At 41.0% G+C, this 12,246-nt stretch carries 12 protein-coding genes; all 12 read left to right on the top strand.

Annotation, left to right across the window (positions count from 1 at the left end):
• Positions 1–677: PD-(D/E)XK nuclease domain-containing protein (locus HMPREF9441_RS14010; protein ID WP_008622343.1), on the top strand; the 677-nt coding region annotated here is incomplete at its 5' end.
• Positions 678–1,264: 587 nt separating this feature from the next.
• Complete coding sequence (locus HMPREF9441_RS14000; RefSeq protein ID WP_008622341.1) at positions 1,265–2,086, top strand: LicD family protein; 822 nt, start codon at positions 1,265–1,267, stop codon at positions 2,084–2,086.
• 31 nt (positions 2,087–2,117) lie between these two features.
• Positions 2,118–2,837: an IspD/TarI family cytidylyltransferase gene (locus HMPREF9441_RS13995; protein WP_008622340.1), complete on the top strand. Its 720-nt coding sequence runs from the start codon at positions 2,118–2,120 to the stop codon at positions 2,835–2,837.
• 8 nt (positions 2,838–2,845) lie between these two features.
• Positions 2,846–3,865, top strand: coding sequence for an NAD-dependent epimerase/dehydratase family protein (locus HMPREF9441_RS13990; protein WP_008622339.1), 1,020 nt, complete (start codon positions 2,846–2,848; stop codon positions 3,863–3,865).
• Between the two features lie 41 nt (positions 3,866–3,906).
• Complete coding sequence (locus HMPREF9441_RS13985) at positions 3,907–5,364, top strand: lipopolysaccharide biosynthesis protein (protein ID WP_008622338.1); 1,458 nt, start codon at positions 3,907–3,909, stop codon at positions 5,362–5,364.
• Entirely contained in the window at positions 5,361–6,539 is a 1,179-nt protein-coding gene (locus HMPREF9441_RS13980; protein ID WP_008622337.1) for a CDP-glycerol--glycerophosphate glycerophosphotransferase, read from the top strand. The genes HMPREF9441_RS13985 and HMPREF9441_RS13980 overlap by 4 nt, the downstream gene beginning before the upstream one ends.
• A gap of 17 nt (positions 6,540–6,556) precedes the next feature.
• Complete coding sequence (locus HMPREF9441_RS13975) at positions 6,557–7,843, top strand: hypothetical protein (protein ID WP_008622336.1); 1,287 nt, start codon at positions 6,557–6,559, stop codon at positions 7,841–7,843.
• Positions 7,824–8,864, top strand: a complete 1,041-nt coding sequence (locus HMPREF9441_RS13970; protein WP_253270818.1) for an alpha-1,2-fucosyltransferase — start codon at positions 7,824–7,826, stop codon at positions 8,862–8,864. Before HMPREF9441_RS13975 ends, HMPREF9441_RS13970 begins: the two co-directional genes overlap by 20 nt.
• 4 nt (positions 8,865–8,868) lie before the next feature.
• Complete coding sequence (locus HMPREF9441_RS13965) at positions 8,869–9,906, top strand: glycosyltransferase (protein WP_008622334.1); 1,038 nt, start codon at positions 8,869–8,871, stop codon at positions 9,904–9,906.
• Between the two features lie 102 nt (positions 9,907–10,008).
• A complete protein-coding gene (locus tag HMPREF9441_RS13960) occupies positions 10,009–10,437 on the top strand; it encodes an acyltransferase (protein ID WP_008622332.1) in 429 nt (142 codons plus the stop codon).
• 32 nt (positions 10,438–10,469) lie between these two features.
• Complete coding sequence (locus HMPREF9441_RS13955; protein WP_008622331.1) at positions 10,470–11,297, top strand: LicD family protein; 828 nt, start codon at positions 10,470–10,472, stop codon at positions 11,295–11,297.
• A partial coding sequence (locus tag HMPREF9441_RS13950; RefSeq protein ID WP_008622328.1) for a capsular polysaccharide synthesis protein occupies positions 11,294–12,246 on the top strand: 953 nt, incomplete at its 3' end. The genes HMPREF9441_RS13955 and HMPREF9441_RS13950, both read left to right, overlap by 4 nt.

Below are 12,246 nucleotides of genomic sequence, written 5' to 3'. Positions count from 1 at the left end.
GCGGCACGCCCACTTACTTAATTGAAATGCTGAACAGATTCGGTGTGTTACCCTCCAAAATAGGGGGTAACGAGGTTGTGGCGGCTGATTTCGACGCACCGACCGAACGAATGGAAAGCATCACCCCCTTGTTGTACCAAAGCGGCTATGTCACCATCAAGGGGTACGATGAGATGTTCCAAATCTATACCTTGGACATCCCGAATGCGGAAGTAAGGATAGGTTTGATGCGCAGTCTCATACCTTATTATGTGACACGTGATACGCAGACGACCAATACCACGGTGGTTAATTTGGCCCGTGCCTTGGTGCGCGGCGACATGGACGGGATGCTGTGCCTGCTACAGACCTTCCTTTCCACCGTCCCTTATTGTGACCGCACGGACTATGAAGGCCATTACCAACAAATGCTCTATATCATTTTCAGCCTTCTCGGCGCGTATGTGGACGTGGAGGTACGTACCCCGATGGGACGGGTGGACATGGTGATGCGCACGGCCACCACGCTCTACGTCGTGGAACTGAAACTGGACCAATCGGCCGAGGCCGCCATGCGGCAAATCGACCTGAAGAACTATCCTGAACGCTTCGCCCTGTGCGGACTGCCCGTGGTAAAGGTTGGAATCAACTTTGACATGGAACGGCATACCCTGAAGGATTGGGTGATTACGAAATAAAATACCCTCCACCCTAAGAGTTTGCAAAAATATCCTTCATCCTTCAGGATATGTGGTAAACGTCTATTATATAACATATTACGGTCTGAAAGATGGAAAGTCCATCTTTCAGTTTCCTTTCATGGCTGAGAGTCGTCAAACGCTCTGCGCCAAACGATTTTCCAATCTCAGCCAAACGATTTTTCATTCTCAGCCGATTGATTTTCCGTTCTCTTCCTTGCGGAATGAAGCGTGGCTGAAAGATGCCTGAAACATCCTTCAGTCCATAACACACAAGTAATGAAAGGATTAACATACATCCTGAAAGATGAAGGATGTTTTTGGGAAAACTCCTGTGTAGGAGATACGGGTGGTAATCGTCCAATTCAGGCTGTTGTTTAAGACAAATGGAAATAGTCAGGAACGTCAGAAGTAGGCTGAATGTATTGGCTGCAACGAACTGTCCAACTTGCTGTTGGTGTCAGTGCTAATGCTTGTTAAAGAATCATTTTGATTTTTGTTTTACTTAATAGGAAACCGCTTCTCCGGATGGTTTTCATGTACCAAACGTCAAGATTAGACATTTACTTATAAAAAAATTGTTTGTTATGTTGTTGACACCAGAATTGGAAATAAGTTTTCATCAGAGATATAATCCAGACGGTAGCAGCTTGCGTAAGGCTCAACTCCGGATGGTGGATATGCTGATGTGGTTTGACGAGGTTATGCGTAAGCATGGGGTGGAGTGGTTCCTTGAAGGAGGGTCTTTGTTGGGTGCTGTGAGACATAAAGGGTTTATACCTTGGGATGATGATATAGATGTGGGTATCCATGTTAAGGATGTGGAACGGGTACGTGATATTTTTATGAATGAGAAGCATCCGCAATATGTATTCCAATGTGCAGAAACAGATCCTTATTGTTTCTATATGTGGGACACTTTACGTGACACGAAGAGCAAGTACGTCCATTCACAACATAAAATGATTGTTTTGGAGAAGTTGAAGAAATACCGAGGGGTACAAATAGACATTTTCCCTTTCGATAATCATGTGAACATGAAAGTCAATAATATTTTGAGATATAAAGAGTGGGGAAAAACAACCATTAGGATATTAGGAGACTCTCGTTGTGCAATGTGGTTGGCTTGGGCATTACATAAAATACAACTTGTTTTATTTTCCGTTGCAAGGCTTTTGACAAAAAAGAAAAACTATTGGACGAATGCCTATGGGACGGGAACAGGGAAGGGGTACTTTTATCCCGATGGCACGTTGTTCCCTACATCGAGAGTGTTTTTTGAGGGGCATGAATTCCCTGCTCCTCATGATGTGGATATGTTTTTGCGATGCCATTATGGAGATTATATGCAATTACCTGATGATGCGGAATATAATCACCATCAATTGAGCGATATAGAGATTTGGTAGGAATAAATCAGTTTTATAATAAAAATTAAAGATGAATATAGCATTACTTACGGCCGGAGGTTCTGGTAATAGGATGGGGCAGGATATCCCCAAACAATTCATGTGCATAGATAATAAGCCTGTCATTATCTATACTTTGCAAGCATTCCAATATGCAACGGAAATAGATGCCATAGCGGTTATTTGTCTCAAAGGATGGGATACTGTACTGCAAGCTTATGCCAATCAATATAATATTTCGAAACTTAGATGGATATTCGAAGGGGCAGGGAGTAATCAGGAATCCATTTATAATGGGATAATAGGGTTGTTAAATGCAAAATGTAGTGAAAACGATATCGTTTTAGTACATGATGGTGTACGACCGTTGGTTTCAGAAGAAATTATCCGAAATAATATAGAAATATGTAGGAAGTACGGCTATGCTGTTACGGGGCTGATGTGTAAAGAAGCCATTATGGAACGGGTGGATGACAACATACATGAAATTAAAATTCCAAGGGAACGTCTTGTAAGGACACAAACACCTCATACCTACCGTTTGGGTACATTGTATCAGGCTCATAAAGCAGCATTAGAGAGAGGGATAAAAGAGACGGTTGCCTCTTGTACTTTATTGGCCGCCTTAGGTGTGACGGAACAACATATTGTATTAGGTTCAGAAAAAAACGGTCTGAAATTGACACGGCCGGAAGATGTGGAACTTTTCAAGGCGATGCTGCATGCAAGCCCTGAATCCTGGATGAAATAGATTTTATTATGGCATATATAGATGATTTAAGGGAAGTTGGAAAACTCAGCCTTCCGTGGGAAAAACTAAGTGGAAAAAATATTTTTATAGCCGGTGCCACAGGTTTGATTGGGAGATGTTTTGTGGATGTCTTGATGAATAGGAAAGGACAAGATTACCATGTATATGCTTCTGGACGAAGTATGGAGAGGGCAAAAGAATATTTTTTTGCGTATGCTAACTCGCCCTTTTTCCATTTTATGAAACATGATATTATCTCTCCATTAATTTGTGAAATCCAATTTCATTTCATCCTTGATGCTGCGAGTGGTGCTTCTCCCCAGTTGTATGCAACGGATCCTGTGGGGGTAATGAAAGCAAATTTTTATGGCGTGGATAATTTGCTTTCTTATGGAAGAGATAATGGTTTGGAAAAGTTTGTATACGTATCATCCGGAGAAATTTATGGTGAGGGTGATGGTAGGGTATTCACAGAAGATTATAGTGGGTATGTCGATTGTGCGAGCGTAAGGGCTTGTTATCCTTCATCCAAGAGGGCTGCAGAAACATTGTGTGAATCATACTCAAGTCAATACGGAATTGATATTAGCATAGCCCGTCCGTGCCATGTATACGGTCCGTATTTTACAGAAAACGATCAACGTGTGTATGCCCAATTCATACGCAATATAATGAAAGGGAAAAATATTGCCATGAAAAGCGATGGCAGTCAATACCGTTCTTGGTGCTATGTGGTGGATTGTGTGGCTGCTTTGCTGTACATTATGCTTAAAGGTGAAAACCGACAGGCTTACAATATAGCCGATATTTCTTCTAATATATCAATTAAGGAATTAGCGGAAATGATAGCGGAAATAGGGAATAGGAAAGTCGTCATGGAAATACCGTCCGTTATGGAAAAATCAGGTTATAACGTGGTTACGAAATCTGTCTTTTCGACCGATAAGTTGAAGGCCTTGGGATGGGAGGTAAAAGGTACGATGAAAGAGAAGATGCAGGCGACAATTTTTTCAGCCATGTCATGTTAGATACTTTTTGGTGGTATCATATTTGATTCAAACATAGTATAATGGGTAATGTAAAGCAGCAAACCCTGTCCGGCGTTAAGTGGAGTGCTATCGAACGGTTGGCCATACAAGGGATGCAGTTCGTGATTGGATTGGTCTTGGCTCGTTTGTTGTCTCCTGATGATTTCGGGTTGGTGGGTATGATAGCAATTCTTTTGTCCGTCTCCCAAACGTTGATTGATAGTGGTTTCTCGAATGCCTTGGTGAGGAGGCAAGACCGTTCGCAGGTGGATTGTTCTACGGCCTTTTATTTTAATGTGGCTGTGGGGATAGCCTTGGTCATCGTCATGTATTTCATATCGCCGTGGATTGCATTGTTTTTTGAAAGGCAGGAATTGGTGGAGATAACCCGATCGGTTTCGGTGATATTGCTTTTTAATTCTTTGGCAGTGGTCCAGACCGCCCTTTTTACGGCTGCGGTTGATTTCAAGTCGCAGGCACGCGCGTCCATTTGGGCCACATTGGTTTCCGGCATCGTTGGCATCACATGTGCGGGCTTGAGCCTGGGAGTATGGGCTTTGGTATGGCAGTCGGTTTGTAGTGCAGTGGTCCGGTGTTTGGTTTTGTGGATTTCGTCCAAATGGTTTCCATCGTGGATATTTTCAGTAAAGTCTTTTAGGGAAATGTTTTCATATGGCAGCAAGTTGATGGCATCTGGGTTGTTGGGCGTGCTTTATAATCACATGTCTACGATTCTTATAGGGAAATTTTATACGGCTTCCGACTTGGGGTATTATACACGGGGCATGCATTTTGCGAATCTTCCCAGTGTGACGGTGACGGGAGTATTGCAGCGGGTCACATTTCCGGTTTTGGCCAAATTCCAAAATGATGATGAACATTTGATACGTATTTATCGTAAATACATACGTTTTTCTTCCATGTTCATTTTCTTTGCCCTTTGCCTGTTGGCTGCGTTGGCCCGCCCTTTGGTTTTGTTCTTGTTGACTGAGAAATGGGAGCCTGCCGTGGTATACCTTCAGTTGTTTTGTTTGTCAGCTTTGGTCACCCATATAGCCCAGATAAACTTGAACCTGTTGCAGGTGAAGGGGAGGAGCGACCTTTATTTACGGTTGGAGGTGATTAAGAAGGCCGTGTCTACGCTTTTGTTGTTATGCGCCGTGCCTTTTGGCGTATTGGCCATTTGTGTGTCAAATTTGGTTTATTCCCAAATCTCGTTGGTCATCAACACCTATTATACAGGCAAACTGTTTCATTTGGGTTATTGGACTCAATTTAAAGATTTTGGGGGGTATTTGCTTATGGCGGTTCTTGGTACTGCTCCGGTATATTTCTTAGGGTTGCTGCCTATGTCGTCCATCGCGGTGTTGTGCATAGGAGTAGTTGTAGGATGTTGTATTTATGGGGGTATGTTGTGGATAAGGAAAGATGAGATGTTTATGGAATATGTGGTTTTACCTGTAGTAAAATCTTATAAGAATAAAATGAAGAAGAGATGAAAACGCTTTTATATGGTATTGTCGTCCGGATAGTTGACCTCTTTGTAAAGGCTGATGCTAAGCATTGGGTCTTTGCTGCAAATTATGGAAAAACTTTCAATGAGGGGCCGCGTAACCTGATGATGTATGTTATGCGTCATGACCCTACGGTGAAGTGCTTGTTTGTGACGCGCAATAGGGCAGTGCGTAAGGAATTGAAGAGGCAAGGGATTCCTTGCGTGATGAATTGTAGCATGCAGGCTGTTTTGGCTATAGCTCGGGCTGGTTGTGTTTTTTCTTCACATGCGGCAGGGGACATTTTCTTTGCATTTGTGAAACAGCGGCGAAGGTTTTTCTATTTGATGCATGGGCAAGCTTTTAAGAAAGGGCTTGGTGCCATTCCCATTGCATATTGGAGGAGCTTGCAACCCAAACATACTTTTTGGGGGGATTTCAAACATCTGGTCAGTGACTATCTTGTGAAAAGCGGAGATTATAATGTCAGCGAGTTTGCTTCTGCAACCTCCGAGTTTGTTGCGCAATATACGCGTAAGGTTTTTCCTAAGCAGGTTGAAATCAAGGTACTGGGTTCTCCTCGGTGTGATAGCTTGTTTATACCGGAACAGATGGAGAATGAGTTCTTTGACAAATTTAAGGGTAAGATGGTGGTAACTTATATGCCTACCCATCGTTTGTATGGCAAAGGAGTCTTGGCACCTATGTTATTCAAAGATAATAAAACGGTGCTTGACTGGCTGAGGGCAAATGATGTGGTAGTACTCATCAAGCAACATCCCAATATGATTCCTGCAATGACGGAAGAAATAAGTAATGACGTGGTTATAGATATCACAAAAGCGGAATTGGACCTGTTTTGCACAATTTATCACTCGGATGTGTTGGTGTCGGACTATTCGAGTGTGTGGATGGATTACCTGTTGTTACGCCGTCCGTTGATTCATTTTTTTTATGATTCAAATTATAATGAGGAGGATGAAGGTTATTTTTATGATTTGCATGAAAATCCTGCAGGACATGTATGTGATAGTCAGGAAGAGCTTTTTGAGGCACTCAAACGTTGCAGGGAAAATTACTCGTCCATGTGCCCAAGTGAAGAAACTGTGAGGAAGTTCCATAAATATGTGGATGGGAATAGCTGTAAAAGGCATTATGAGGAGATTATCAAAGACTGTTAGTTAAAAAGATTTTATCAATGGTTAGTCGTAAAAGCGGATATACAGGTAAACTTATACCTTATTGTATTAATATATTTGTCTATTTCTTTTTGTTGCATTTTGTACAAAGATGTGGGCAACTTGTTTTAAATATAGACTTTCATATTCCTCAATTATTATCTTTATCTTCACTTCTTTTTTTTCTATTCTATGCAATCAATAAAAAAAAGAAATTGATGGACTGCCTAATAATATTTTATTTGTTCTATATGCTTCTAAATGGAATGTTTCTAAAATATTATGGTTCCTATCAAAACACTTTGATGTATTATGCTTTTACTGGACAGTTTTGTTTTACACTTTTTTATTTTATGGGAAGATTTTCTGCAATCTCAATTATAAGTGCGTTGGATAAGATGAGATTTCCTTTATTGATGTCCATGTTTGTCGGAATATATTGCTTTTTATATACCCCGGGGTGGTATATGTCCATGAAATATAGTCAATTGAACGAATTTGGAAGCAATTATATGGAGATTATGAGGATGTCCTCTATTTGGGGACATCCTTATCATTTAGCTTATGCAACGTTATTGTATAGTATATATCTGATGTATCGTTTGTTTTCAGCTAATATGATTGATAAAAAGTCTTATGCGATGCTTCTGTTATGTTTTATAATCCTTTTTTTATGTCAACTTCGGGTTTGCATAATGTTCTTTGTATTTGCATTTTTTTTGTTTACCATATTAAATCCCAACAAGAGAAAAAATAAAAATATATGCATTGCTTTGGCGGCCATTTTTCTTGTTCTTGCTTTGCAATTTATAATGGGTAAGTTATCAGGGGATCATATAAATTATATAGAAGAACACATGTTAAACCTGTTTGATGATGAGCACCTTGATACTAGATTCGAGCATACACGCGGTGACATTATTAGTTATTCTTTTTGGGGTGAAGGTTGGGGAAAATATGGTGATAATGCAAGGAACATCAATAAGTGGGCGATATTTGATAATGAATATCAACATCATATTTCCGAGTTAGGGTATTTTGGTCTTGGAATCTTGTTACTTGTTTTAATGTATGCGATTGTAAGAGGGTTTAGGTATAGAAAAGTTGTTTTTGTTGAATTCTTACTTATTTGTTTTTATGCAATAGCCATGTTAGGCGCAAGTGTTTTAATACATGCATCTCAATATGGATATGTTTTTTGGTTTTGTGTGGGTCGAGTTGTGGCCTCATCTGGTTCTTCTTGTAAAATGTTAGATAGAAATGAAAGTAGTACACATCGAGTCCGGATTGGGCAATCAAATGCTTAGTTATTGCGAATATCTGGCTTTAAAAAAGTTGCATCCGCAGGAGGATATTTATATAGAAACCATTGTTTTTAACCTGCCCGAAGCCAATGAAGTAATAAATCAGTGGAATGGTTATGAATTGGAACGCATATTCGGTATACATGCACCTAATATACGTGATTATTTTTCGCACAATTCGTGGAAAGGAATCATAAGTGATATCCGCGCTTCAAGATGGTGGGACAAGAATTGGAATTATCCTGTTTATTTTATAGAAGCTTTTAGGAACGCCGGTTTGTCTTTGAAAAATATTAGAGGCGATTTTGAAGCTGTTGGATCGATACGCAATTTCAATATGAAGGTTCGGCATAAATCAACCTTTCGTGAATTGTTGGTGGATACGGATTTGGGGGATTGGTTTAAACGTTGGTACCGGGCAATACGCCATCGGCATTTTATAAGTCGGTATAATCGTTATGACAAGGTCTTTTATAAAGGTGAAGATGATATTTTTACCGGGCAGTTCCTTTCTATGAAGAATTATGGAAATGGATTGGATGAAATAGAGAGTACTGTGCGTAATGTATTCAAGTTTCCTCCATTTTTAGATGAAAGAAATCGCGAGATGGCGGCAATGTTGGAAACTTGTAACAGTGTGGCGATACACGCGCGTCGTGGTGACATGTTGGGAGTAAATGGCTATTGTTACAAGCATGGATATTTCAGGCGTGCGGTAAAATACATACGCAAACGGGTGCAAAATCCCGTCTTTGTGTTTTTTTGTGACACCGAAAGTGTGTCTTGGTGTAAAGACAACTATTCGATATTTGGCGTAGACAAGGGAAAGGATAAGATATATTTTGTGGATTGGAATAAGGGTACGGAGAGCTATAGGGATATGCAGTTGATGTCATGTTGCAAGCATGCTATCATAACGAATAGTTCGTTCGGATGGTGGGGAAGTTTTTTTATAACAAATCCCGACAAGATAACCATTGCGCCTAAGCAGGAAATTTGTATGGTGGTGACACATCATTGTTGATTGTATGAAAATTGCACACATAAGTTGGTCTATGACCAATGGCGGCATTGAGAATATGCTGTCGGATATCATCAACTGTCAGGTTTCCCATTGTGATGTGGCTTTGGTCGTTATCAATGACGCGGTTGATGAAACGATTTTGAACCGGATTGACAAAAGGTGTCATGTCATTAGGATTGGGAGAAAATTGAAGAGCAGAAGTCCTTGGTTTATAATAAAATTGAATTATATATTATGGAAAGGACGTTATGATATATTACATGTACATAATGACGGCTTTTTGAAATATATATTCTATAAGGGAAGAAGGATTGCAACTATTCATAACTCAGGTTTTTCTTCTTTGAAATATTCCGGTTGTAAGGTATTGGCATGTATATCGAAAGCCGTATATGACGAAATGACAAAGGCCGGGTATAAAAATTGTGTCAGGGTGGACAACGGGATAAACGTACAATCTATTCTGCGCCGTAGAATAGATTTTTATGAAGGGCAATTAAAGATAGTTCAAGTAAGCCGTTTGTTATTAAAACAGAAGGGGCAAGATATATTGTTGAAAGCTTTGTCGCTGTTGAAACATAGGGGGCTGGAAAACTTTACTTTGGATTTTATCGGAAGTGGAGTAGACGAAGTTGAATTAAAAAAAATGGTGGTTGAGTTAAATCTTGAAAAACATGTGCGTTTTTTGGGAAACCAAAGCCGGGAATATGTTTATTCTCATTTGAAAGATTATGACCTGTTTGTGCAACCAAGTCGGTTTGAAGGTTTTGGGCTGACTGTGGCAGAAGCCATGGCGGCTTGCGTGCCTGTTTTGGTAAGCAAGAATGAAGGACCATTGGAAATCATTGATTACGGGAAATATGGCTATGATTTTAAAAATGACAATATACATGAGTGTTCAGAAAAAATAGCCATGTTTTTATTCAAAAAGAATGATTTGACTGTGATTCGGAAAGCTTTGCAGCATGTGTCCGAGAGATATAATATCGAAACAATGGTTAGGCAATACCTGATGCTATATGACAAGATGCTTAGACAATGAGCCGCCGTTTGTAAACACTTAAACTGTTTGGAATGAAAATAGGTAGCTTTTTAGTGGATTTTGCAATGTTTCGTTTTACCCCCCCCCCTATTTCGTAATATATTGTTAGATAATAGGATAGGGAAAGTTTCAAGAACTGCGGAAATTTGTAGTGGTATCTATTTTACGGGCAAGCGGATTGTCATCGGCGAACGGGTTTTCATTAACAAGTTCTGCAAATTTTTCTCCCACACAAAGATGGGTTCTGACATCATAATAGGCGATGACGTTGCTATTGCCATGGGTGTCACCCTGACCACTCATACACATCAGATATCAAGCGGGAAGCGAAGGGCAGAAAGAAAGACGGTGTTTAGGCCGATAGTTATCGGTGATGGTTGTTGGATTGGTGCCAACGTGACAATCCTCCCGGGTGTCACCATTGGCAGGGGCACTGTGGTCGGAGCTGGGTCGGTGGTGGTGAAAGACTTGGATGCAAACTCCGTATACGTTGGTAACCCTGCAAGGAAGATAAGGCAGTTGGAAGGATAAGAAAGTTTTTTGAATGATAATTTGAGACAACGATGAACAATGTTCGAAAAGTGCAAATGACGCAAATGGAGATTCTCCGGCTCTTCATGGATATTTGCGAGAGACACAGATTGAGGTGGTATATGATTGGCGGTTCGCTGATAGGGGTACTGCGTCACAAGGGGTTCATCCCGTGGGACGATGACATAGACATAGGCATGCCGCGAAAGGACTATGACAAGTTCGTGAGCCTGCAAGCGGAATATCCGGACGGGTATGGGCTGACTTGTCATGGCAACACACCGGAATGGCAGTTCAACTTCTCGCAATTCATTGACAAGGAGGCCGAGATAGAGGTGCTTATGAACGAACTTCCGCGTAAGTGCCACGTGTGGCTCGACATATTTCCCATAGACGGCCTGCCTGCAAACGGGTTGCGCAGGTGGTTCCATGTGAAGCATATCTTGATGTATAGGTATTTGGTGCAGATTCCCAACATAAGGACGCAGGTTGACACCCACAAGGTGGGGCGGCCTTGGCATGAGAAGTTGGTCATCAGATTGCTTCATGTGATACCCGTTAGTAAGCTCGTGTCCGTAGATAAATGCTTGTCGGCCATGCAACGCGTGTTGAGGAAACATGATTTCGACAAATCTCGGTATGCTGGTAACATGCTCGGCAAATATAGGGAAAGGGAGGTGGTGATGCAAAAATGGTGGGGAGAGCCGCGTAAGATGCCTTTCGAGAACATTACAGTGAATGTGCCGTCGAACGCGGACGCTATAAACCGCCACATTTACGGGGATTACATGAGGTGGCCTGTCGAAAAAGATCGAGTGAGCCACGACATAAAGATAATCAAGTTGAGGGGCACGGAATGAACGGCTTGTTTTCAACATTTAAGAAACTCGGTGGATGGTCGCTACTGAACCTGTGGCGCAAGGCTGGGGTGCTGCCATACGCCGTGGCGCAGGTCTGCCTGACCGGTGTATCGCGCAAGTCATTGGAAATTGTACGTTTAGGAGTGCAGCAGAAAATACTGCATAAGTTGAGGAAACGGTATTTGCCTGTACTGGAGGCATTTGACGAGGAATGGAAGTCTGGACAGTATGCGACGGAACAGGAAAGTTGTCCGAGGGTTTGGATTTGTTGGATGCAAGGGATTGAAAATGCTCCGAAATTGGTACAAGATTGTTATTCATCTATTCAAGAACATATTACGGACCGTAAGATCGTACTTATAACTGCAAAGAATAGGAAAGAATATGTAGTTTTCCCCGATTATATCGAACAGAAATATGAGGCGGGGATAATTACACATACGCATTTTTCGGACTTACTACGGGTAGCATTGTTGGTCAAGTATGGCGGAACATGGATTGATGCGACGGTGTTCTGTACGGGAGGAACAATTCCAAGATATATGTTGGATAGTGATTTTTTTGTCTTTCAAAATTTGAAACCAGGGGCGGATGGGCATGTGTTGAATATTTCGAGTTGGTTTATGACGGCATGCGCAGGAAATAAAATGGTGTCGGCCGTAAGAAAGTTACTTTATGAATATTGGAGAGAGAATGATAGGTTGATTGATTATTTTCTTCTTCATCATTTTTTTGCCATGGTGGCTGATTCTTATGTCGATGATTGGAAGAAAGTGGTTCCCTTTAGTAATTCCGTGCCACATATATTGTTGCTCAGGCTTTTTGAACCTTATAATAAGGAATGTTACGAGGAATTGAAACGGATATGCCCTTTCCATAAGCTTGCGTACAAGCGTACTTCGGAAGAGTTTGCTTTGAAGGGGACTTTTTATGATGTAATATTTAATAA

The sequence above is a fragment of the Paraprevotella clara YIT 11840 genome (assembly GCF_000233955.1).
GTDB classification, from domain to species: Bacteria; Bacteroidota; Bacteroidia; order Bacteroidales; family Bacteroidaceae; genus Paraprevotella; species Paraprevotella clara.
The sequence above is the reverse complement of the archived record's forward strand: the minus strand, read 5'-3'. Positions and strand labels throughout refer to the sequence as shown.

Excerpts from the sequence above, each read along its gene's own strand:
- HMPREF9441_RS13980 (WP_008622337.1), top strand. The coding sequence starts at position 5,361 with ATGAAAACGCTTTTATATGGTATTGTCGTCCGGATAGTTGACCTCTTT.
- HMPREF9441_RS14000 (WP_008622341.1), top strand. The coding sequence starts at position 1,265 with ATGTTGTTGACACCAGAATTGGAAATAAGTTTTCATCAGAGATATAAT.
- HMPREF9441_RS13975 (WP_008622336.1), top strand. The coding sequence starts at position 6,557 with ATGGTTAGTCGTAAAAGCGGATATACAGGTAAACTTATACCTTATTGT.
- HMPREF9441_RS13965 (WP_008622334.1), top strand. The coding sequence starts at position 8,869 with ATGAAAATTGCACACATAAGTTGGTCTATGACCAATGGCGGCATTGAG.
- HMPREF9441_RS13990 (WP_008622339.1), top strand. The coding sequence starts at position 2,846 with ATGGCATATATAGATGATTTAAGGGAAGTTGGAAAACTCAGCCTTCCG.
- HMPREF9441_RS13955 (WP_008622331.1), top strand. The coding sequence starts at position 10,470 with ATGAACAATGTTCGAAAAGTGCAAATGACGCAAATGGAGATTCTCCGG.
- HMPREF9441_RS13995 (WP_008622340.1), top strand. The coding sequence starts at position 2,118 with ATGAATATAGCATTACTTACGGCCGGAGGTTCTGGTAATAGGATGGGG.
- HMPREF9441_RS13985 (WP_008622338.1), top strand. The coding sequence starts at position 3,907 with ATGGGTAATGTAAAGCAGCAAACCCTGTCCGGCGTTAAGTGGAGTGCT.